The sequence below is a fragment of the Moraxella lacunata genome, assembly GCF_900453205.1.
In the GTDB taxonomy this organism is placed as follows: Bacteria; Pseudomonadota; Gammaproteobacteria; order Pseudomonadales; family Moraxellaceae; genus Moraxella; species Moraxella lacunata_B.
Window position 1 is genome coordinate 867,009 of sequence record NZ_UGQU01000001.1, and the last position, 24,084, is coordinate 891,092.

Consider the following 24,084-nt stretch of genomic DNA (forward strand, 5'->3'; position numbering starts at 1 on the left):
TGCCATTATCCACAAGCAATATGCAAAAACATCATAAATTGATGATTGCACTTGGGCGGATTTAATATTACAATGGCACACCCTTTTTAATCCCCATCGGAGAATTTTATGGTAGATTTTAACAAAATCCTAGACGCAGGCGACGTGGACGCAGGCGAGATTAACGTGGTCGTGGAAATCCCTACTGGCTCAAACCACAAAATCGAATGGAACCGCAAATTGGCGTGTTTTGAGCTTGACCGTGTTGAGCCTACCACCTTTGCCAAGCCTTGCAACTATGGCTTTATCCCCCAGACCCTAGACGAAGACGGCGATGAGCTAGACGCACTTATCCTAACCGAACAGCCATTGACCACGGGTATTTTCCTAAAAGCCAAAGTGATTGGCGTGATGAAGTTTGTTGATGATGGCGAAGTGGACGACAAAGTCATCGTGGTGCCTGCCGATGACCGCAATAACGGTAACGCCTACAACAGCCTTGATGATTTGCCACCACAGCTTCTCAAACAGCTAGAATTTCACTTCAACCACTACAAGGATTTGAAAAAAGCTGGCACCACCAAAGTAGAAGGCTTTTTTGATGTCGCCACTGCCAAAGAAGTGATTAAAGAAAGCCAAAAACGCTGGGTGGAGCAAGCGTGATTTTGGCGACTTGCAGATGATAGCCTTGCAAATTATCGCTCATAAAAACCGCCCGAATACCATAAACAGTATTCGGGCGTTTTTGGCAACATGAGTATAATTCACTCTTCTCTGATTTATACCTTATAAAACTTCGCCTTGCCAAACGCAGGGGCTTGCCCTCCTTTACGTTCGCTTCTGCCTTGTCTGTCATCGGCTCTTTTTCGCTCGCTTTTGCCTTTTTGGGTGCGTTTTTGGCGAACTTCACGAGCAGGCAAGGGTTTTTTATGGATGCGGGCTTGTTTTTCTTTGGCAGATGTGTTTAGTCCCGTACCTTGGCGAGAACGCAGACCTACCGATGAGACAAGGGCATCAATGGCTTTGGCATCAAGCTCAATAAACCGCCCTGTTTTTAGCTCTTTAGGCAATATCATGGTGCTATAACGGGTGCGAATCAGGCGTGAGACTTTAAGCTCTTGGGACTCAAACATACGGCGAACTTCACGCTTGCGACCTTCTTTGATGGTGACGTGATACCATTTATTCACGCCCATGCCACCGCCTTCTTTGATGTCATCAAAGCGTGCTATGCCGTCTTCCAACTCAACGCCACGGGTCAGATTTTGGGCAATCTCTGGGGTAACTTCGCCAAGCACACGCACGGCGTATTCACGCACCACTTCGCTAGATGGGTGCATGAGACGATGAGCCAGCTCGCCATCATTGGTAAATAGTAGCAGACCTGATGAGTTAATATCCAGCCTGCCGACCATCACCCATCTGTCGCCTGTCAGCTTGGGCAGACGGTCAAACACCGTGGGGCGACCCTCGGGGTCGGACATGGAGCAAATCTCGCCTTCGGGCTTATAGTAGGCGATGACACGGCGACGTTTCTCACGTTCGGCTTTAAGACGTACCAGTCGCCCGTCGATACGAATCTCATCACTCACTCTGGCTCTGTCGCCCAGCGTTGCAGTTTTGCCATTGATGGAGATTCGTCCTGTTTTGATGATTTCTTCTAACTGGCGACGTGAACCCAAGCCCATGCGTGCTAGGAGTTTTTGCAGTTTTTCGCCTTGGGGTTTGGCGGTATCTGTATGGGTGTCTACGGGTAATTCGGTGGTGTGGAGGGCATTCATGATGTATTCCTGTGTGGGGAGTTTAACATTTCACAATGTTATTTATATTCAAGCAATGATTTGCTTAGAAAAATGAACAGTCATTATATCATAGTTTTGCCATATAAAGGTATTTACTTTGTACCTACAAAAATACCCCGTCAAAAAACAGGGTATTTTATTTTACAAACAACCATTAAAGCGATTATTTCAACAGCAGTTTGTTAATCCGCTTTAAATACCCCGCAGGGTCATCAGGCTGTCCGCCATCTGCGATTAGGGCTTGGTCAAAGATAACTTCGGCTAGGTCGTCAAAATCGCCACTGTTTTCAAGCCGTGCAATCAGCGGATGCGTGGGGTTAATTTCAAGCGTGGGCTTGACATCAGGCACAGGCTGTCCCATTGCTTTTAGCATTTGAGCCATTTGTGGGGTTAGCTCGCCATCGCCCACGACAAGACAGGCAGGAGAGTCCACCAGACGGCTCGTTACTCGCACGTCTTTGGCTCGTCCGCCAAGCACGCCTTTTAGGCGTTCTACCACAGGCTTGAAGGCTTCTTCTTGTTTTTTGACTTCTTCTTTTTCAGCGTCATCGGTCAAATCGCCCAAATCCACCGCCCCTTTGGCAACATTTTGTAAGGGCGTGCCGTCAAATTCGGTCAAAAAGTTCATCGCCCATTCGTCCACTTTTGACGTCATCAGGATAACTTCAATGCCTTTTTTGTTAAATAGCTCAAGCTGTGGGCTGTTTTTGGCAGAGACTAGGTTTTCGGCAGTTAGGTAATAAATCGCCTTTTGACCGTCTTTCATACGTGCCTTGTAGTCGGCAAAACTGGTCTCAACACTGTCATTTGTGCTGGTGGCATAGCGGAGCAGTTTGGCGATACGCTCTTGGTTGGCTCTATCTTCACCCAAGCCTTCTTTGATGACATCGCCAAACTCTTTGTAAAAGTCGGCAAATTTGGCTTGTTTGGCTTCATCTTCGCTATTGGCTAGGCTTGCCAATAGGGTCAGCACACGGCGGGCGTTGCCTTCACGAATGGACTTGACATCACGAGACTCTTGCAAAATCTCACGGCTGACGTTAAGTGGCAAGTCCGCACTGTCAATCACACCCTTGACAAAACGCAGGTACATGGGGAGAAGCTGTTCGGCATCGTCCATGATAAACACACGCTTGACATAGAGTTTTAGCCCACGTTGCTGTTCACGGGCGTACAGGTCAAATGGGGCTTTTTTGGGGATATATAGGAGCTGAGTGTACTGCACACGCCCTTCGACTCGGTTGTGCGTCCAAGTCAGTGGCTCATCAAAATCATAGCTTACGGTTTTATAAAACTCGCTGTACTCATCATCACCAATCTCGCTTGGCGTGCGTGTCCATAGGGCGGACGCTTTGTTAATGGTTTCCCACTCGTCCGTCAAAATCATCTCGCCATTTGGCACAGGGGCGTTTTCGTCCTGCTCGGCATCTTCTTGCCACACTTCTTTACGCATTTGAATGGGCAGACTAATGTGGTCAGAATATTTGCTTACGAGCGACTTGATTTTGTAGCGGTCAAGGTAGCTGTATTCGCCGTCTTCACGCTCCACAAACTCATCTTTTAGGTGTAAGGTAATGCTTGTGCCACGGGCAGGTTTGTCAATGGTTTCGGTCGTGAATGAGCCTGTGCCGTCCGATACCCAGCGTACACCCTCACTGCTTGACTCGCCAGCTTTGCGAGTTTCTACCGTGATTTTGTCCGCCACGATAAAGCCCGAGTAAAAGCCCACGCCAAACTGTCCGATAAGGTTGCCGTCTTTTTTGTCAGCATCTGAGAGTTTATCCAAAAAGGCTTTGGTGCCTGATTTGGCGATCGTGCCTAAGTTGTCAATCACGTCCGCTTCGTTCATGCCAATGCCATTATCACTAATGGTCAAGGTCTTGGCATCTTTGTCGATTTCAATACGAATGGCAAGTTCGCCGTCATTTTCGTAAAGGCTGTCATCACTGGTTGCCAAAAAGCGTAATTTGTCGCAAGCGTCAGACGCATTAGACACCAGCTCACGGATAAAAATGTCAGGGTTTGAGTAGAGCGAATGCGTTACAAGGTGCAGAAGCTGATTAACTTCGGTTTCAAAGGTATGGGTTTTTTACAGTCATAAAAATATCCTGCTAATGAAAATTAACAGGATAAAAATAGGGATAGGGGCGAATTTTTCAAGGGTGAAATTATTGGACTTTTCTTGGCATGTCTTCTTTTTCTGCTCTTTCGCTTGCTTGCTCTCTCAAATTGAGCAAGTTGCATTTTGGCACGGACTCAAACATTGCTCTTAGCAGTTCATCGTTAGCAAACAAAGTTTTGCCAATATCACCGCCATCGTTATATTTGGCAAATACAGTCATGTACTGTGCGTAGTCTGCCTTATCATACTCATCAAGGTTTATAAAACGGATAAAATCGCCATTGCCTGCACGCAACTCTTTAAACATCTCTTGACCGAGCGGTGTGTCGAAAAAATTGTCCATGAGTTGTCGTTCGTTTTCGGTCAAAAACCCATCAATGTGCTTGACTGCCAACTCATCCAAAATGGGTTTGAGTATGTCGCTCACGCATTGCTGTTTTTTGACATCCACGCCATTAAAGCTTTCCACCACAGATTCTGCCATTGCCCCATTAAATACAAGTTTGGTAAAATCAGCGGTCGCCCCTGTATAAGCAAACACCTGAGTTGAAAATAGCAAACATGCGCCCAAAAGATATTTTTTCATGCAACCTCTCTGTAAATAGGCTTGTTATAAATGGGTTTTCCCCAAATTACATAGATGCAAGGAAATCATCGTAGGTAGATAGGTATGATGCACCTGATGGTTTTTTAAAACATAACACATCATACCACAAATCATATTACCTTCATACAACAAAGCACCAGTAGCCTCTTTGTATCACATAAAACTGCTTAGCGCACCTGTCGATATTCTGCATTTGGCACATACGAATTTGCCGTCGCCTTTGGCATGACTATCCACAGGATAAAGTAGATAAGCACCCCTGGCACGGCAGCACTGGCGACCGAGATGATGACAAACAGAAGTCGCACCATCGTGGGCGACCAACCCAGATATTCTGCGATACCGCCCATCACGCCTGCTATCATGCGATGATGACGTGAACGATGTAATTTATATAATTTTGCTTGTGCCATGATAAAACCTTATTTGTTACTTTTATTTACTATTACCTTCACAAATTTGCGTATAATATAAATAAACTTGGTTGAAAAGAATGTTTACGATAACAGCCAACACCATGATTTTCAAGCAATTTTACTCAATCTTACGATTTTCACTTAACATTACAAAAAGGTGACATAATGAACACAGGCATTCTCATCGGACATTTTGAACCCCTACATTTAGGGCATTTGGCGGACATCAATCACGCCTCAGGGCAAGTGGATACCTTGCACATCGTGGTATTGCCCAAAGATGGTAACAGTCCCTTTAAGCCAACTTTGCAAGACAAAGCCCGAGCCGTGCAAGTGGCGTGTGAATTTTTTGGGTTTATTAAAGTACATACGGCTGATAGTTTAAATTTAACTGATGTAAATGGGCAAACTTGGGCTTATGATGAGCCAAACTCTGATACATCGCTGATTGATGTAATTATTAACGCCCTACAAATCAATGACACGCCCACCCTATTTATCAAATCATTTGCCAAAAATAATCTTTTAAATAACCAAACCTATCAAACCGCCCTATTACCCGATAATCATTATAATAACGCCGCCATTTATCAAAATCCCATTGCTCATTTTCACGCTATTGCCCCGTCCGCCAAACAAAACTGCACCAAAACCGTCTGTATCGTGGGCGGTGAAAGCTCGGGCAAAACCACACTTGTGCATAAACTTGCCAATCATTATGGGGCAAATTTTGTCCTAGAAATGGGGCGACTTTATACCCACAGCGATTTGGGTGGTACGGAGATTGGATTGCAATACAGCGATTATCCTGTTATCGCCAATCAGCATTATTTGGCAATTCAAAACGCCCTAAAAAATGCCATTAGCCCGATTACCATTATTGATACCGATTTTATTACCACCCAAGCCTTTTGTGAAACGTATGAAAATCGCACTCATCCTGTATTAACGGCATTTTGTGAAAATGTCAAAATGGATTATACCATTATGCTCGATAATAACGTCAAATGGGTTGCAGACGGAATGCGGTCATTAGGCTCGGATGATGAACGCAGTGCTTTTTCAAAGACGCTCATGAGATTATTTGACAAACATCAAATTACCCCACATATTATTAACGATAAAGACTATCACGACAGATATTTATCGGCGGTCAAATTTATTGATGCTGTTATTTTTAATAAATGATTTAAAACACCATCACCTTGACAATTTAAGTCCAAAAAAATCGGGGATATGCCCCGATTTATAATAACGAATGGTTTTTTAAATGATGTTTTAAGATGATTTTTGCAAACCTTTTAAAACAGTTTTAAAATTTTAAAACAACCCTTTTATCCAATCAACCAAACTCTCCCACAGACGACTGACAAAGCCCGCTTGCTCCACGTCATCACCTGCGATAATGGGTGTACTGGCAACGGTCTTGCCATCCATGACTGCCATCATCTGACCAAGCTCTTGCCCTTTTTTGATGGGGGCGGTAATGCTGTCATTGAGCTTGATGGCGGTGGTAAAATTGCCCGTTTGGTTTTTGGTGGTGAGTACTTTTAGGTCGCTTAGCGTGCTGGCAGTTACCGTATCTGCCTTGCCAAACTTCACAGGTATCGCCCCTGCGTCTGTGCCTTGGGGGGCAACCATCACATTGGTAAAATGCCCAAAGCCGAAGTCCAGCAGTTCACGAGCTTGGTCGGCACGGGCTTGCATGCTCTTTGCCCCAAGCACGATGGCAATCAGACGCATGTTATCTTTGTGACTTGACGCCGCCAATGAATAACCCGACTCGGCGGTGTGTCCTGTTTTTAGACCATCGACGGTGGCGTCCGTGAACAATAAGGCGTTACGGTTGCCTTGTTTGATGTTGTTATAGGTAAATTCTTTTTCGCTATAAATGGGGTAGTACTGTGCCGAGTTCTTGATGACCGTGCGTGCCAATACTGCCAAATCCTGAGCCGATGAGCGATGTCCTTCGGCAGGCATGCCTGTGGCATTGGCAAAGTGAGTATTGGTCATGCCCAGCTTGGCAGCTTCATCATTCATAATCACCGCAAAGGCAGATTCTGACCCTGAGATATGCTCCGCCACGGCAATTGACGCATCATTACCCGACTGTATGATGATACCCCGTAGCATGTCAATGGCGGTAGCACTCTCGCCCAGTGGCACATACATGCATGACTGACTGCTTGACCCACGACACCATGCCTTCTCGCTGACCTTGATGGGCGTGGTCTCAGACAGCTCGCCTGAGAGCAGTTTTTGCTCCAAGATATAACTGGTCATCATCTTGGTCAATGACGCTGGGGGCAGTGGTTCGTTGGCGTTATTTTGGGCAAGTATTGTGCCTGTGTCATAATCCATAAGTACATAGGCAGCATTGTCTTGCTTGGGGGGATTAATGCCGTTATTGGCAAGGGCGGTGACAGAGACTGTCAAAAACGCCAAGGCTAGGGAAGTTTTCTTAAAAAAAGTCATCATACCGCAAATTCACTCAAATTTATGCATAAAAATTGCTAACTATACCAAACTTTACTAAAAATATAAAATTGTTTTTGTCGTTTTGACAAAATTCCTTTTGGTCATCCAGTCCAAACTGCTTTAAAATGCTCGGCTCACATTGGCAAAATCGGTGCATAGTTCTCGGTTTTCGTTTTGGGGGAAACTTTTTATCCATGAACGCACGCTTTGGAGTACCGCTCGGTAATCTCGCTGTGTGGACAAATAATCCAATATCTCTTCGGGGTCGTCAGCACTGGGAATGAATGCTCGAAGCTGATTATTATAGGCTTCATAAAACTGGCTCTTTTGTCGTCCGCTTAACATCTGTGGGCATATCTCTGCCATGACTTGCACCAATGCCAACTCGTATTTGGTCACTCGAATGTCTGCCACGTCATTGGCACTGATGGTGTAGGCTTTGGCGGTTTTGGTGCTTTTGGCATGGGTCTGCATGGGTAGGCTTGCGGTAACACAAGTTACCAAAATAATGATAAAAGTTTTTAATAATTTAGCGACATCTGCCACATCAACGCCATGGCAACGCACCATCAGCTCACGGCGGACAGTGGCAACAGCAGACTTGGCAAGACTTTTGAGAGATACTGACATAAGCATGGGCGATAACCGACTTATTGACTAAATTAACGGCACTATCATACCCATAAATCTTTAAAACAATATCTCAAATTTAACCAAAAATGTAGAATAATTGTGTTTTAAAATTAAGTTTAGCAACGATACAGCAACAGTTGTGTTTTACTTGTAAATGGCGGGGTCTGACGTAGGTTTTTATCTGCACTTTTTGAAAAATTAATTCATAAAATCATCACATTGTCTGCATTTTTCTTTATAATAGCCCTTTTAATTTTAACAACATCATCATGAATCACAACCGCCTAATTGACCCCAATACCAAAAAAGACGACAATCTTGACCGTGCCATTCGCCCCACCACCCTATCTGACTACATCGGACAACCCAAAGTGCGTGAGCAGATGGAAGTGTTTATCACCGCCGCCAGACAACGAGGCGAGGCGTTAGACCATACGCTGATTTTTGGCCCGCCTGGTCTGGGTAAAACCACTCTTGCTAACATCATCGCTCGTGAGATGGGCGGAAATTTACGCTCCACCAGTGGCCCTGTGTTGGAGCGAGCAGGCGATTTGGCTGCCATGCTCACCAACCTAGAAGAAGGGGACGTGCTGTTTATTGATGAGATTCATCGCCTATCACCTGTCATTGAGGAGATACTCTACCCTGCAATGGAGGATTTTCAGCTTGACATCATGATAGGTGAGGGCCCTGCCGCCCGTTCCATCAAGCTTGACCTACCCCCTTTTACGCTCGTGGCGGCGACCACTCGGGCGGGGCTTTTGACATCGCCCTTGCGTGATAGATTTGGTATCGTCCAACGCCTTGAATTTTATGATGTAGCGGACTTGACTACTATTGTGAGACGTTCGGCACGCCTGTTGGGCATTGACATGGAGGAGCCAGGAGCGGTAGAAGTCGCCAGACGCTCTCGTGGCACACCTCGTATCGCCAACCGTCTATTACGCCGTGTGCGTGATTATGCCGAGGTCAAGGGCGATGGCGTGGTTACAGGGCAAATGGCAAGCCTTGCCCTAGATATGCTCTCGGTGGATAAGCAGGGGCTTGACCATTTAGACAGGCGTTATTTGTCCATGCTAAAAGAGCGTTTTGATGGGCGACCTGCGGGCGTGGAAGCGATTGCGGCGGCGATGGCGGAGGATAGAGGGACACTGGAGGACGTGATAGAGCCATATCTTATTCAGCAGGGTTATATCCAACGCACCCCAAAGGGACGGATATTGTTGGATAAGGGCATGATGGTAGAGGATTAGGTGTGTTCACTTACTGTTCAATTAAGGCACTTTTTGCAATGGGGCAAATTGCAATTTTTCCTTGATAAATCAATTTCTTATATAAAGTTAAGTGGGTCAATCTATCATTTTATTTAGCCCCATTACAGCCATAGAACCCTAAATTACTATAATTTTGATACATGGGTGTAGGGACGTGCTGAGCACGTCCGATAAAATCGTTATATCATCACGGGCGTGGAAAGCACGCCCCTTGACGTGGTTTTGACCAATTAAGCCGTCTTAGATTAAGCCGTCTTAGACTTTTTAAACCACCGCCCCACATCGTCCATCAGTGTATAGACCACCGGTATCACCACAAGGCTCAAAAACGTGGACGTGATAAGACCGCCTAGCACCGCCACTGCCATCGGACGGCGAAAGGTCGAATCCACCCCACCCCAACCAAACACCAATGGCAACACACCTGCCCCCATCGCAATGGTCGTCATGATGATAGGGCGAGCCCGTTTGTGGCACGCGTCCAGTATCGCATCTAGGCGAGATTTGCCCTGTTGCTCGGCAATGATAGCATAATCCACGAGCAAGATAGAGTTCTTAGTGGCGATACCCATCAGCATAATAAAGCCAATCATGGACGAAATGGACAGGCTAGACCCTGTTACCACCAAGCCAATCAACGCCCCACCGATAGACAACGGCAACGCCATCAAGATAGTAAAGGGTTGTAACACCTTGTGAAACAGTAGCACCAGCACACCAAAGATACAAAATATCCCCACACCCATCGCAATCATAAAGCCCGTAAACAGCTCCGCCATACTATCGGCCTGCCCCTCGTCCATCGCACTGACACCATCAGGCAGATTGGTTAGACTCGGTAAGCCCTTAACGGCACTGACCACCTCGCCTAGTTCCTGTTCGGACTGTACCGTGATTTTGATACTGCGTTCACGGTTGAGACGGCGAATCTCCGCCTCGCCTGTGGTAAAGTTGATATCCGCCACCTCTGAGAGCTTGACCGCATCGCCCGTACTGCTTGGCACATACAGGCTAGATAACGCCACAGGGTCGGCACGCACGCTGTCAGGCAGTCGCACGACAATGGGGATTTGGCGTGTGTCAAGGCTTAGCTTGGAGAGTGCCTGCTCATAGTCGCCCTGTGTGGCGATACGCAAAGTATCGGCAAGCGACTGCGTGGTAACGCCCTTATCCGCCATACGCATGGGGTCAGGGATAACGGCAAGCTCGGGCTTGGGCAATGGTTTGTTACTGCTCACCGATGAGACGCTTGGCAGTCCACGAATCTCCGCCATGACCTTATCCACCGTCTCTTCTAACAGTCTGGGGTTATCCGAACGTAGCGAGAAGCCATAGCCCGTATCGCCCCCTGCTGACATACCCACTGTAAAGCGAGCAGACGGCACGCCCTTGATGACATCCGATATGGCGTGTTCTATCTCTGTCTTGGGGGGGCGTTCTCCACGTGGGGCAAGCACGACATTGAGTGTGGCGTTATTTTCCGCCCCTGCGGACGCATTGCGACTGTCCGCCCCACCGCCTGCCGTCCCCACCGACACGAACACTGACTGCACGCCATCGATGTGGCGGATACGCTCGGCGGTCATGTCTGCGATGATGGTCGTGTCGTTTAGCACCGCATCAGGGGTTAGCTCTAAGGTAAGCTGGGTCTGGTCGCTGTCATCGGCTGGCACGAACTCACCCGAGAGTAGCCCTGCCATCGCCAACGAACCAATGAACAGTACAATGGTCGCCCCAAGCGTGATAAAACGGTGCTTTAATGTCCATGACACCAGTTTGAGATAGGCGGTCATGGTTTTGCTTGTCGTTTCGGTTTTGGGCTGTTCAGGTTTTAGGATATATGCCGCCATCATGGGTGTAACCAGACGTGCCACCAATAACGAGATAAACACCGAAATCGCCGCCGTCCACCCAAACTGCTTAAAAAACTGCCCCACCACCCCACTCATAAAGGCAGTCGGCAAAAACACCGCAATAAGCGTAAACGTCGTTGCCACCACCGCAAGCCCAATCTCATCTGCCGCCTCCATCGCCGCCTCATACGGGGTCTTACCCATGTGCAGGTGTCTCATGATGTTTTCCACCTCGACAATGGCATCATCAACCAAGACACCGATGACGAGCGACAAGGCAAGTAGTGAGATGATATTTAAACTAAAATCAAACACATACATCGCCAAAAAGGTCGGTATGATAGACAAAGGCAATGCCGCTGCCGCCACCAAAGTTGCTCGCCAGTTTCGCAAAAACAGCCACACCACGACCACCGCCAAGATACAGCCCTCGATGAGCATTTTCATGCTGGCATTATAATCTTCAAACGCCGGCTGGGCATTGTCATAGATTTTTTGGACACGGATATGCGGTATCTCTTGGGCGAGTTTGGCAAGCTCATCATCAATGCCCTTTACCATATCCACTTCACTTGCCCCACGTGAGCGAGTAAAATTAACCGCGACCACCGTCTGTCCGTCCAACTTTGCCACGCTACTTCGGTCGGCATGAGCATCATGGATACTGGCAAGCTGACCTAATGGCACGCCCCCTGCTGGGGTAACGACTTGGATATGAGCCAGCTCCTCGACACTGCGTGCCGCCCCTAGCACTCGAATGGTCTGCATACCGCCACCGATTTTGGCGGTGCCACCTGTGGCATCTGTCTGTGAAGCGGTGATTTGGTTGGACAAATTACCAATGGGTAGCCCCCAACCATTTAGCTTTGCCACATCAGGGGCGACGATGATTTGACGTTCAATACCGCCCACACGGCTCATCGTCCCTACGCCTGCGACATTAGATAGGCGTTTGTTTAATGTATCATCAACAAACCACGACAGCTCCGCCTCGCTCATGTTATCAGACGCCACCGAATAGCCTGCCACAGGAAAGCCTGCAGTAGAAACTTTGGTGATAATCGGCTCTTCGGCAGCAGCCGGCAAATCACTGCTAATCTCATCTAGTGCCGAACGCACATCATCAACCGCCTCTGATAGGTCTTTTTCTAAGACAAATTCGGTGTGTACCGTCGCCACGCCTGTTTGCAAGGTCGAGCGAATGTGCTTGACCCCTGATATGGACGTGATTTTGTTTTCTATTTTTTTGGCGACGTCTGTTTCTAGCTGGGCTGGGCTTGCCCCCGAATACGCCACCGTAACGATGACGGCAGGCACATCAATGTCGGGAAACTGCTGAATTTTCATGTTATTAAAAGCAAGCAATCCACCAAGCGTAAATAAGGTAAATAACAAAATCGCCACTAAGGGGTTTTTAATAGAATAGGCTGAAAAATTCATGGTTGCCCTGCCTTATCCCTTGCCATGTCTTGTATCATGACGATATTTACCAAGTCATTTTCATTTAAAAAACTCACCCCATTTGCCACAATGAGTGTATCAGACGGCAAATCGGTCGCCACTTTATCCTGCTCACGAGCCAAGACGGTGATTTTTTGGCGTTGGGTTTGGTAAATATCTGTCTGGTCGGTTTTGGCAAGTTGCCACACATAGTCATAGCCGTCCGTACTCATGACCGCCGAACTGGGTATGGCGTGATGACTTTGACTGCCTAGCACGAATTGTCCACGCTGATACGTCCCTGCTCTTAGGGCAGAGTGGGCTGGCATGGCGACATGCACGACTATCTCACGCCCCGCATTGGCGGTTGGCGACAGATGAGTAACCGTCCCTGCCACGCTCTCATCGCCCACCACGACCTGTGCCTGCTGTCCGACATGGATACGCTCGGCATCGGCAGGCGAGAGTGTCGCTTGCCATTCTAGCCGTCCGCCTTTGATGATACTAAATAGCGGTGTGCCACTAACCAATACACCGACCTGTGCGTTTTTGGCACTGATAATCCCTGCCACAGGGGCAGTGATTTGGGTGTTATTTAGGTTGCTTTTGGCAGTGCTAAGGCGTGCCAAACTTGCCTTTTCGGTCGCTTGGGCTTGTTTTAGGGCGGTGCGATAACTGTCCACTTGCTGACGGCTGACCGCATCAATGGCAAGCAGTGGCTCAACGCGTGCCAAATCCGCCTGTGCCTGCTCACGGCTCGCCCTTGCCTGCTCATAATCCGCCTGTGCCTGCACCACATTCTCACTCATGGTGTCTTTATCTAGCACGGCAAGCACCTGCCCTGCCTTGACATGGTCGCCCACTTCAACGAGTACCTGCTCAATGGTCGCCCCTGTGATTTTGGCACTAACTTCGGCAGTCTCTTTGGCACTCATCACGCCACTGGCGAACAGGCTGTCTGATACAAGCATGGGGCTTGGCGTGGTCGCCTGTACGGTCATGGCGATTTTGGTGTTATCGGGCGCGTCAATGGATGTGGCAGATGTGGGGCGTGCGGTCTCTGATGGCTTGGCGGTCAATCGCCCTATTAGCACACCAAACACCACAAGGACAATGGCACACATCGCCCACAATAAGGGATTTTTAGGGTTAAAAGTTGGCTTGTTCATGGTGGTTTTATGAGTGATAAAAACAGCATTGTAGCAAGGTCGGGGGGATTGTCAAGGGTATTTGTGCTACTTCACGTCCGTGTTTTTATCAGCTCCCTTAGCCTATCTCTCTGCCTTATCAGCTCCATTTTTTTGATTATCAAAATACTCCTGCCAATCATCAATGCTACTGACCGCTTGATAGCTTTGACTTGCTTTAATCTCATCAATGATAAGTTTAAGATTATCCAGTTTTTGGGATAATTGACTTTTGATGAGTTTTAGATATTATTACACTGCTAGATATTGAAGATGTACACCCAACCAACTTGATATTTACCACGGGTTTGTAAGGGTTGGCTCTGCACACCCTTTGATGATATTACTATACAAGGCGTGCTCAGCACGCCCCTACGTCCACACATCATTGTATTTGTAGTAATTTTAAAGTTTCTTGGGTGTATTTTTAATGTTTATAAAAAATCTTAGGGCATACACCCTAAGATTTTAAACACATCAGCTTGATTTACAATTATCGGTAATTTTTTCAAAAAATTCTTTATATACTTCTATATTTTCAATGACTTTCTCCATATCCACAGTTTCATCATTATTACCCAACCAATGTTGCTGTTCAACTTCTGCAACTTTCATAAACTTTCCATGACCAAATCTTTTAGGCGTTTGAAGGTTTATGCTACTCGTTTCAGATTTTTCTAATAGGTATTTACTAAATTCATTACGCTTTTGAGAACGCATATCTTCATCATCAATAAAAATACCAAAAACTAATTTATGCTGATGTATGGCAAAAACCACTTGATGTTCTTGCCATTGTCTCACAATTAAATCTCCCGCCCAAAACCCTCCATTAGGATTATCTACATATTTCCACTCAAAATCATTAAACTCTTTTTCTAAATCAGCGAAAAATCCCTGCCAAGAATATCCCTGCCAATCTTTAATGGGTAGATTTAGATAAGTTTTGGATTTATTCTCTATTTCTTGCAAATATTGCAAATAAGATTGATAGATGTCATTTTTTATATTTGAGTATTTCTTTAAAATATTTAGAATATCTTGGCGGTTAAACACTTCAAATTTAATGCCCAAATCTGATGTCTTATCACTGATTTGGTTTAGGTAAAATTTTGCTTCATTGCCTGTTTTTAAGTAAATGCCAATAAAATTCCAACCTTGCTCTATTGCGTGTTTGGCATAGCTATTGAGCTGATTGCCATGTTCTTTACTATTAGTTTTACTCTCAATAATTATTTTTAAACATTCATCGGTGTTATTTTCAAGTTTTGATTGTTCATTGACGGTAATTAAAATATCAATCAATCTTGATTTTTTCTTTTCCTCGTAATTTTCTTGAAATTTATATTGCTTTTTTAACTGAATATCTTTAAATTCCATGTCAAAATTTGGGCGATGTTTACGAACCATTGCCAACAACATTTCCCGCGCGACTTGATTTAGCGTATCAAATTTTGTAGAAATAAATTTACTATCTGCAAAAGTTAGTAACCACAAAAAGAAAGCGTCTTGGCTTAATTCGCTCGGAGCAAATTGAAATAAATTAGGTGCTTGCATATCTGTATCCTAAATGGTTAAATATTCGTTATTTTATCACAATATTTTTTCGAGATAGCAAAAACCTAAGCCCCCACAAACTCCCCACTATCTTTAAGCCACAGCCCTATCATCGCTTGGGCGAGTGCGGTTTTGTTGGGCGATTTGATAAGATGATTGGCAAGGTTTTGGGCGATGTGGAGCAGGCTCTCATCTCGCACGATGTCCGCCAGATAGTAGCCCATGTCCCCCGTTTGGCGTTTGCCCAGTAGCTCGCCTGCCCCTCGTAGCTCTAGGTCTTTTTGGGCGATGATAAAGCCGTCCGTGCTGTCTCTTAGGATATTAAGCCGTTCTATGCCTGTGGGCGATAGGGGCATTTGGTAGAGTAGCACGCAAAAGGACTTTTCCGAGCCACGCCCCACACGCCCACGCAGTTGGTGAAGCTGAGATAAGCCGAGCCGTTCGGCATTTTCTATTACCATAAGAGACGCATTTGGCACGTCCACGCCCACTTCGATGACGGTGGTGGCGACCAGTAGGTCAATGTCGCCCTGTTTAAAGTCATTCATCACCGCTTGCTTGTCGCTGGCTTTCATTTTGCCATGTACCAGCCCTATCCGTATGTCCAACCGCTCGCACAAATCTTGATACAACAGCTCTGCCGACTGTGCGTCTAGGGCGGTGGACTCTTCCACGAGCGGACACACCCAGTAGGCTTGTTTGCCGTTTTTGCAGTTGATGCGTATCCGCTCAATCACTTCATCACGGCGGTCTCGGTTAATGGTAACGGTGGTAATGGGCGTGCGGTTGGGCGGTAGCTCATCTATCACCGACACGTCCATGTCGCCATACATACTCATCGCCAGCGTGCGTGGAATGGGGGTGGCGGTCATGGCAAGCTGATGTGGGGTGCTGTTTGCCACGCCTTTACTGACGAGTTTTAATCGTTGCTCCACGCCAAAACGGTGCTGTTCGTCAATGATAACCAGCCCCAATTTGGCAAATGCCACGCCGTCTTGGAACAGGGCGTGCGTACCAACCACGATTTGTACGTCATTATTGATAATGGCACCTAAACTGGCATTGCGTTCTTTGGCGGTTTGTTTGCCAGCAAGCCAGCCCACACCGACACCCATAGGCTCAAACCATTTTTTAAAGTTAATCAGGTGCTGTTCTGCCAAAATCTCGGTCGGTGCCATGATTGCCACTTGCCAACCGCTGTCAATGGCATGACACGCTGACAAGCCCGCCACAAGCGTTTTGCCCGCCCCCACATCCCCTTGTACAAGGCGTAGCATGGGCGTACTGGTGGCAAGGTCGGCAACTATCTCGCTCACAACACGCTGTTGGGCGTTGGTCGGGCGAAAGGGCAGGCTCGCCACAAGTCTATCGGCAAGCGGACTGACACGCTCGCAAAAAGGGGCTTTGTGGGCGTGTAGGTTTTGTTTGCGGTACAAAAACACAAGCTGATGAGCGGTCAGCTCTTCTATGATGAGCCTTTGGCAGGCAGGGTGGGTGCGGTCTTTTAACCCTGTCAAAAGTGCCGTTTGGCTAAAAATATCCGCCTGTGGGTCGGGCAGGTGTATGGCGGTCAAGGCGGACAACAAATCGCCCTGCACACGCACGCCTACGCTGTTAAAATCATCATCAGACAGGCAAGTTAAGGGCGTCTCACGGACAGCGTTCAGAGCCATGCGGACAAGCTGACGCAGTTTGTTTTGGTGAAGTCCTTTGACGGTCGGATAAATGGGCAAAAGCCCACTTTCAAAGGTCTTTGTCCCTGTGATGTGGTACTCTGGGTGAGCCATTTGCATGCCATAGCGACTGACCTTTATCTCGCCAAATGCGGTGATGTTCGCCCCCACGGTCATGGTTTGTAACAGAGTCGGATAGGTTTTAAAAAACTGCAACACAACCATGCCAGTGCTGTCTTCTAGGCACACCGACAGCCGTCCTTTATTGCTCGCCACGTCCGTGATGACCCCTGCAATCATGCACACTTGCCCATTTTCTACCGTATTCATCGGCACGGTACGGCTACGGTCTTCATAATCGCGGGGCAGGTGCATGAGCAAATCGAAAATGCGATGAATGTCAAGCTCGGCAAGTTTTTTTGCCGATGGCTGACCCACGCCTGCAAGGGCGGTAATGGGATATTGGGTGGGGGCAAGGGTTGTCATGGGATAATTTGTGGTTATTTTTGTTATTACTTTTACTTCAATCTCAACTTAAAATAATAACTTATTGATTATCCCATAATTATTTCTTGGGTTGTAGGGGCGAATTAAAAATCGCCCTTTATAAATCAATCGCTTATGTAAAGTTAAGAATGGGGTTTATTTTTAGTCATTGTAAGCGTAATGAAACAAATTGACAAGAATTTATCTTTTGAGATGACAGATTTTTAAAGAAACGACCATGCACTAGACAATATTTATACCATTTAACCAAAAAAATAAACCGTTTATTTTTTTATGGCATAAACGGCGGTTTATACCCTACCAAAAACCACGAATGTTGTGCAAGTTTTGTGATACATTATTTACAATTTGATGACTTTTGGTGTAAAATGTCATCAGCATTACCCTATGTTGGGGTTCATTTAAAAATACAATACGGCACATAACTTGCAACATTGCCAGCATTGGCAAAGCATGAAGAGACACACATGGCAAAAGTAGCAACTGAACAGTTAATTGATTTTAAATACTCGGGCACCAACCGACGTGGACAAAACGTCAAGGGTGAGATGACCTCTAAGAGCATAGAGCTTGCTCGAGCTCAGCTTAGAAAACAGGGTATCATCGTTCAAGACATCCGCCAAAAGCCCAAGCCGTTATTTAGCGGCAAAAAGGCCATTAAAGCACTAGACATTGCTATCTTTGTGCGTCAGCTTGCCACCATGATGAAAGCCGGTGTACCACTGACGCAGTCCTTTGAGATTGTGGCTGATTCGCTTGAAAACCCTAGCATGAAAGAATTGGTACTAAAAATCAAGGCTGACATCGAAGCGGGAAGTAACTTTGCCACTGCTCTGCGTAAGCACCCCAAATACTTTGATGACCTGTTTTGTTCATTGGTTGAATCTGGTGAGCAGTCGGGTGCGTTAGAGACCATGCTTGAACGTGTCGCCACTTACAAAGAAAAAAGCGAGCTGTTAAAAGCAAAAATCAAAAAAGCAATGAAATATCCGATTGCGGTTATTGTGGTGGCAATCATTGTGACAGCGATTTTGCTAATTAAGGTCGTGCCCGTTTTTGCCGACTTGTTCGCAGGCTTTGGTGCAGAATTACCCGCCTTTACTCAACTCGTAGTTAAAATGTCTGACTTTTTAGTAGCATACTACATTCCTATGTTTTTGATATTGGGTGCAATCATTATTGGATTTTCACAAGCCAAAACACACAGCAAAAAATTTCGTGATTTTCTCGATCGCTTAACCCTAAAATTACCCATTTTTGGCGATATTGCCTATAAAGCCATTGTTGCTCGTTTTTGTCGTACGCTTTCCACGACCTTTGCTGCTGGTGTGCCATTGATTGATGCTTTGGACTCCACTGCAGGGGCAACCAACAACGTGGTTTTTTATAATGCCACTCAGCGCATCAAAGAAGACGTTGCTACCGGTCAACAGTTACAGTTTGCCATTCGTACCACCAACCTATTTCCTAGTATGGTAATCCAAATGGTTGGCATTGGTGAAGAAGCGGGTAGTCTAGAAGAAATGCTTGACAATGTTGCCACCTACTACGAAAACGAAGTAGATAACGCTGTCGATGGCTTAACCAGTCTTATGGAGCCAATGATTATGGCATTCTTGGGTATTGTTATCGGTGGCTTGGTCGTTGCCATGTATCTACCAATCTTCCAAATGGGTCAAGTGGTTGGTTAATATATCATTTATTAATTTACTCCAAGAAAATTTTTTGTTGGCACTAACCCTAGCAGGACTGCTGGGGTTATGTGTTGGTAGCTTTTTAAATGTCGTCATTCATCGCACACCCCTTATTATGAAAAAAGAATGGCGTAAAGAGTGCGTGGGTTTTTTAAGTGAAGAACCTGATATTCACCCTAAAGCAAAAGAACATCTAAACACCGTCATCGCCAACGACACTCCCATCAGCCTATCTTTTCCGCCATCTCGTTGCCCCAAATGCAACCACCAAATCCGTGCTTACGAAAATATCCCTGTATTGAGTTGGCTCATTCTGTTGCGTGGCAAATGCTCAGGTTGTAGCAATCCCATTAGTATGCGTTATCCATTGGTGGAACTCATTACCGCCTTACTGTCCGTTTTGGTGATTTATACACTTGGGGCAAATATCGCAGGTGCATTGGGGCTTATCTACCTGTGGATACTCATTGCTTTAACTGGCATTGATTTTGATACTCAGCTACTGCCCGACCGTTTGGTGTTTCCGCTAGGCATGATGGGTCTTATGGCAAATACCCAAAACATCTTTACTTCGGTCAGCTCTGCAGTATGGGGCGGACTACTTGGTTTTTTATCCTTTTGGTTGGTTGCCAAACTCTATGCACTCATCACCAAAAAAGACGGCATGGGGGCAGGTGATTTTAAACTGCTAGGGGCGATTGGAGCATGGCTTGGCGTGAGCATGTTACCCTTTTTGATTCTTGTATCTGCTGTGTTGGGCTCTATCGTGGGTGTGGTGTTGATGAGAATGCGTGGCGAAAGCCGTGCCTTTGCCTTTGGTCCTTATATCGCCATTGCAGGTATCATCGCCCTATTATGGGGCAATGACATCATGAGTTGGTATTTAAATATGTACAAAGTGTAAAAAGTGCTTGCCATTTAAAATTTATCTGTTATAATAGCACCACTTTTAGGCGTATAGCTCAGTTGGTTAGAGCACCACCTTGACATGGTGGGGGTCGATGGTTCGAGTCCGTTTACGCCTACCATATCCAAACCCCTTGAAATACCTATATTTCAAGGGGTTTTTGCTTGTTTTGGCAAAATTGCTTACAAAAAATAAAGATAAATTTACGACAAATTTGACAAATATCTAGCCACTGATTGCCATGACCCAAACCAACTTACCCCCTTTACCGCCCCTACCCCCCTACACCCCCACCGCTTATAAGGCTTATCTAAATGAGCTAAATGCCGATATTGATAGGCAGATTTGTGAGCAGGGCATACACGCCACACAGACGATAGACAGCCACATCGCTAGGCGAACGCAGGCGGTGGATGACATGCTTGTGAGTATGTTTGAAGCGTTATTTGGGACAGACAACAAGCTTGGGTTATTTGCCATTGGTGGCTATGGGAGGGGCGAGCTGTTCCCAGCGTCAGATGTGGATATTTTGATACTAGGCGACGACACGGACAGCCATCAAACCCAGATAGAAACGTTCGTGGCAAGCCTGTGGGACATCGGCATAGAGCCTGCCATCTCGGTGCGGACAGTGAGCGATACGATGACCGCCGTCACCGAGCATACCGTGGCGACCGCCCTCTTAGAAGCCCGCTTCTTGGTCGGTAATGACACACTGACCGACGTGCCAACCCTTGCCGTCAAAGGGGCGTGGACTGCCAAAGCCTTTTTTGGTGCCAAGATGAGCGAATCCAAAGCCCGCTATCTTGCCCATAACGCCACCGAATACAACTTAGAGCCGAACATCAAGACCGCCCCTGGTACACTAAGAGATTTGCACATTATTTTGTGGCTTGGTAAGTTTTATTTTGACGGGGTGCGGGATTTTCATGATTTGGTTGAAGTGGGATTTTTAAGCCCTGACAAATACGCCACCTTAGAGTCTGCCAAACGCTTTTTATGGTGCCTGCGTCATCATCTACACACCCATGTCGCACGCCATGACGACCGCCTGCTCTTTGACCGTCAGCGTGCCATCGCTGTTAGCATGGGATTGGCACATGCCGATGATGACAACCGCCAAATCACGCACGCCTTAGAGCGGCTCATGCGAACCTACTATCGCCATGCGATGACCACCGCCAGTCTCTCCGAGCTTTTGTGTGCGTATTTTAATGAAAACTATCTAAACCCCGAGTTTGTCACCACGCCCATTGATGAGCATTTTTATGCCATCACCGAACAGGCAACCCCCATTGACTCATCGCTACACCAAGACGGATTGGCAAAGGACGTACTCATCAAGCAAGGCAAACTACCAAGCCACGACCCCAAGATTGCCGTACACGACCCACACGCCTTTGACAAGAATCCTGCCCTACTGCTTCGTATTTTTCTGGTCATGGGACAACAAGGCATTAAAAAAATCAGTGCCAACACCCTGCGTGCCATCTACCTTGCCACGCCACTCATCGATGATGACTACCGCCAGCACCCTACCCATCAGGCTCTGTTTTTGGCAAACTTACAAGAACCCAACTATCTATTTCATCGCCTACGCCTGATGAAACGCTTTGGCGTGCTAGGCTCATACCTACCTGCCTTTGGGCAAATCATGGGACTTATGCAGTATGATTTGTTTCACCGCTACACCGTGGACGCTCATACTTTGCTACTCATTCGCATTTTGCACCGCTTGACGGATGTGGATAACGAGATTTATCAACAAAAATTTGACCTAGTCAGTCAGATTTATAAACAAATCCACCGCAAAGACATACTGGTCATCGTCGCCTTGTTTCATGACATCGCCAAAGGGCGTGGGGGCGACCACAGCGAGCTTGGGGCGGTTGATGTGTATGAATTTTGTACATCGCATGGCATGACTGAGAGCGACAGCCAGTTTGCGTCATGGCTCGTGCGTGAACATCTGACCATGTCGCTCACCGCCCAAAAGCAGGACATCTCCGACCCCGATGTCATCGCTCGCTTTGCCCATTTTGTCGGCAGTGTCAGCAGGCTAAACCACCTGTATGTACTGACCGTTGCCGACATGAACGCCACCAACAGCGAGCTGTGGAACTCATGGCGAGCCAGTTTGTTAAAACAGCTTTATATCAGCACCAGACGAGTGCTAAACCTTGGCATGGGCATCGTGGACAAAGACGTCTACATCACCGGTCGCAAGAGCAAAGCCCAAGCCCTACTGACCGACATCGACCCCACCACTTTACATGCCCTATGGGATGAGCTGGGCGATGAGTATTTTTTAAAACACAAAAAACTCGACATCGCATGGCAAAGCCGTGTCATCTTAGAACAAAAATCCGCCATCCAAGACGCTCGCCCCATCATCGCCATTCGCCCCCACACCGATTTGGCATTGGACGCCATTCAGCTATTTATCTGCACCCCCGACCGTGATGATTTGTTCGCCATCAGCGTGTGCGTGCTTGACCGCTTTGGCTTGTCGGTGCTGGATGCGACTATCGTCAGTGCCACCATTGACGGCGTGCCGTCTGCCCTAGACAGTTATGTACTCATTGACCGCTTTGCCAAGCGAGATGAGCATGGCACGCTCATGAGTGATTTTCTAACCCCCAGTGACAGACGAGACGAACTTGTGAGCGAGCTTAGCCAAGCACTCACAGGCAACGCCCCCGAGTGTCAGATAGCCAGTGCCAGTTTTGGTTTTAACTTGACCTTAAAACACTTTAACGTCCCCACGCAGGTGCACATCGAACGTGCCACCCCCTTTGCCCATCAAGGTCATCACGCCCTATCACTCATCACCAAAGACCGCCCTGCTCTACTTGCCAAAATCGGGCAAGTCTTCTCAAAGCTTGGCGTGGCAGTACATGGGGCGAGAATCACCACCCTAGGCGAGCGTGCCGAAGACATCTTTTACCTGTCTGACAAAGACGGCAGTTTGCTTGATGATGATAAAATTGAGTCGCTCAAAGTGGCTTTGATTGAAATTTTACAATAAGTCAAGTACAATAAATCCGTTTTTCTCATTTGGAATCATTCATGAACACTTCTTTTTTCATCCCGTCCATCTCTCGCCCAAAGCTTGCCCTATGCCTTGCCCTATCCGTTTTTGCCACGACAGCCGTCAACGCAGAAGACAACGTCGATTCGGACGATTACGCTCTCTTCGACTTATCAGAAGACATCGACGCCTGCGAAGATGACACCAAACTGCCGACAGGTTTTAGCTACAAAGAGTACACCAGCGACTGTCAGTATAACGAAAACATGACCGTCATCACCGATGGTACGGTGTATGGCTTTGCCAACAAAGATGGCAAGGTCATCATTCGCCCCACCTTTGAAGACGCTCACGACTTTGATGAAGGGCTTGCCTTGGTCAAACAGCAAGGCAAATACGGCTACATCAATCCCAAAGGCAGCATCGTCATCCGTCCTGCCTTTGAAGACGCATGGAGCTTTTGGGAAGGGCGTGCCAAAATCACCCAAAACGGCAAATATGGCTTTATTGACAAAAAAGGCAACATCGTCATCAAACCCAGCTTTGATGAGACAGGCAACTGGTTTGAGCAGGGCTTAGTGTCAGTCAAAATCAACGACAAATGGGGCTTTATGGACAAAAACGGTCAAACCAAAATCGCCCCCACCTATGACTATGTCGAAGATTTTAGCGAGCAATTAGCTCTGGTTGCCAAAGACACGGGCAAAACCGACAGCGATGGCGACCCCATTTGGCAATATGGCTACATCGACACCAAAGGCAAAATCGCCCTACCCATCAAATACGATTATGCCAGCAGTTTTACCGAAGGCTCTGCCATGGTCATTGCCGATGATGAGATTTATTTTATCAATAAAAAAGGCGAACGAGTCGAGCCTGAATTATAAGACTGTTTTTGTAAAAATGGGTAAGATAAACACTTGC

Annotated in this window: 17 protein-coding genes, 1 tRNA gene and 1 pseudogene; 9 read left to right on the forward strand and 10 right to left on the reverse strand. The window is 46.8% G+C overall.

Annotation, left to right across the window (positions count from 1 at the left end):
* Window positions 1–108 precede the first annotated feature (108 nt).
* Window positions 109–642, forward strand: coding sequence for an inorganic diphosphatase (locus tag DX073_RS04135; protein WP_079324580.1), 534 nt, complete (start codon window positions 109–111; stop codon window positions 640–642).
* A 116-nt stretch (window positions 643–758) separates the two neighbouring features.
* Here the strand turns inward: DX073_RS04135 and rluB are convergent, their stop codons facing one another.
* From rluB to DX073_RS04155, 4 genes and pseudogenes are all read right to left on the reverse strand, one after another.
* Entirely contained in the window at window positions 759–1,667 is a 909-nt protein-coding gene (gene rluB, locus DX073_RS04140) for a 23S rRNA pseudouridine(2605) synthase RluB (RefSeq protein ID WP_404932920.1), read from the reverse strand.
* A gap of 277 nt (window positions 1,668–1,944) precedes the next feature.
* Window positions 1,945–3,864: pseudogene (gene htpG / locus DX073_RS04145) on the reverse strand (molecular chaperone HtpG); the annotation flags it as partial.
* An 85-nt stretch (window positions 3,865–3,949) separates the two neighbouring features.
* Window positions 3,950–4,462 carry a hypothetical protein gene (locus DX073_RS04150; protein WP_147279677.1) on the reverse strand — a complete coding sequence of 171 codons (513 nt, stop codon included), beginning with the start codon at window positions 4,460–4,462 and terminating at the stop codon, window positions 3,950–3,952.
* Window positions 4,463–4,677: 215 nt separating this feature from the next.
* Window positions 4,678–4,923, reverse strand: a complete 246-nt coding sequence (locus tag DX073_RS04155; RefSeq protein ID WP_115005805.1) for a PspC domain-containing protein — start codon at window positions 4,921–4,923, stop codon at window positions 4,678–4,680.
* 168 nt (window positions 4,924–5,091) lie between these two features.
* Between DX073_RS04155 and nadR the strand changes: the two genes are divergently transcribed.
* On the forward strand, window positions 5,092–6,114 hold the full coding sequence (nadR, locus tag DX073_RS04160) for a multifunctional transcriptional regulator/nicotinamide-nucleotide adenylyltransferase/ribosylnicotinamide kinase NadR (RefSeq protein ID WP_115005807.1): 1,023 nt from the start codon (window positions 5,092–5,094) through the stop codon (window positions 6,112–6,114).
* A 132-nt stretch (window positions 6,115–6,246) separates the two neighbouring features.
* Here the strand turns inward: nadR and DX073_RS04165 are convergent, their stop codons facing one another.
* Complete coding sequence (locus DX073_RS04165) at window positions 6,247–7,404, reverse strand: D-alanyl-D-alanine carboxypeptidase family protein (RefSeq protein ID WP_115005809.1); 1,158 nt, start codon at window positions 7,402–7,404, stop codon at window positions 6,247–6,249.
* A gap of 120 nt (window positions 7,405–7,524) precedes the next feature.
* Window positions 7,525–8,034, reverse strand: coding sequence for an MCR_0457 family protein (locus DX073_RS04170; RefSeq protein WP_147279678.1), 510 nt, complete (start codon window positions 8,032–8,034; stop codon window positions 7,525–7,527).
* A gap of 272 nt (window positions 8,035–8,306) precedes the next feature.
* Between DX073_RS04170 and ruvB the strand changes: the two genes are divergently transcribed.
* Window positions 8,307–9,290, forward strand: coding sequence for a Holliday junction branch migration DNA helicase RuvB (gene ruvB / locus DX073_RS04175; RefSeq protein WP_115005813.1), 984 nt, complete (start codon window positions 8,307–8,309; stop codon window positions 9,288–9,290).
* A 266-nt stretch (window positions 9,291–9,556) separates the two neighbouring features.
* Here ruvB and DX073_RS04180 read toward each other — a convergent pair whose 3' ends face one another.
* Window positions 9,557–12,604, reverse strand: coding sequence for an efflux RND transporter permease subunit (locus DX073_RS04180; protein ID WP_115005815.1), 3,048 nt, complete (start codon window positions 12,602–12,604; stop codon window positions 9,557–9,559).
* Window positions 12,601–13,773 (reverse strand): efflux RND transporter periplasmic adaptor subunit, encoded by a 1,173-nt coding sequence (locus tag DX073_RS04185; protein ID WP_115005825.1) that lies wholly within the window; start codon window positions 13,771–13,773, stop codon window positions 12,601–12,603. The genes DX073_RS04180 and DX073_RS04185 overlap by 4 nt, the downstream gene beginning before the upstream one ends.
* 9 nt (window positions 13,774–13,782) lie before the next feature.
* On the opposite strand from DX073_RS04185, the gene DX073_RS14060 reads away from it, so the two are divergent.
* Window positions 13,783–14,016: a hypothetical protein gene (locus tag DX073_RS14060; protein WP_147279679.1), complete on the forward strand. Its 234-nt coding sequence runs from the start codon at window positions 13,783–13,785 to the stop codon at window positions 14,014–14,016.
* A gap of 252 nt (window positions 14,017–14,268) precedes the next feature.
* Here DX073_RS14060 and DX073_RS04190 read toward each other — a convergent pair whose 3' ends face one another.
* Together DX073_RS04190 and recG are read right to left on the reverse strand one after the other, a co-directional pair.
* Complete coding sequence (locus DX073_RS04190) at window positions 14,269–15,348, reverse strand: PD-(D/E)XK nuclease family protein (RefSeq protein WP_115005827.1); 1,080 nt, start codon at window positions 15,346–15,348, stop codon at window positions 14,269–14,271.
* A gap of 65 nt (window positions 15,349–15,413) precedes the next feature.
* Complete coding sequence (gene recG, locus DX073_RS04195) at window positions 15,414–17,507, reverse strand: ATP-dependent DNA helicase RecG (protein ID WP_115005829.1); 2,094 nt, start codon at window positions 17,505–17,507, stop codon at window positions 15,414–15,416.
* A 488-nt stretch (window positions 17,508–17,995) separates the two neighbouring features.
* Between recG and DX073_RS04200 the strand changes: the two genes are divergently transcribed.
* From DX073_RS04200 to DX073_RS04220, 5 genes are all read left to right on the forward strand, one after another.
* Window positions 17,996–19,219, forward strand: coding sequence for a type II secretion system F family protein (locus DX073_RS04200; protein WP_115005831.1), 1,224 nt, complete (start codon window positions 17,996–17,998; stop codon window positions 19,217–19,219).
* A gap of 1 nt (window position 19,220) precedes the next feature.
* Window positions 19,221–20,126: a prepilin peptidase gene (locus DX073_RS04205; protein WP_115006389.1), complete on the forward strand. Its 906-nt coding sequence runs from the start codon at window positions 19,221–19,223 to the stop codon at window positions 20,124–20,126.
* A gap of 47 nt (window positions 20,127–20,173) precedes the next feature.
* Window positions 20,174–20,250, forward strand: a tRNA-Val gene (locus DX073_RS04210).
* A 120-nt stretch (window positions 20,251–20,370) separates the two neighbouring features.
* Window positions 20,371–23,157, forward strand: coding sequence for a [protein-PII] uridylyltransferase (gene glnD / locus DX073_RS04215; protein WP_115005833.1), 2,787 nt, complete (start codon window positions 20,371–20,373; stop codon window positions 23,155–23,157).
* A 41-nt stretch (window positions 23,158–23,198) separates the two neighbouring features.
* Window positions 23,199–24,047: a WG repeat-containing protein gene (locus tag DX073_RS04220; RefSeq protein ID WP_115005835.1), complete on the forward strand. Its 849-nt coding sequence runs from the start codon at window positions 23,199–23,201 to the stop codon at window positions 24,045–24,047.
* Window positions 24,048–24,084: the final 37 nt, after the last annotated feature.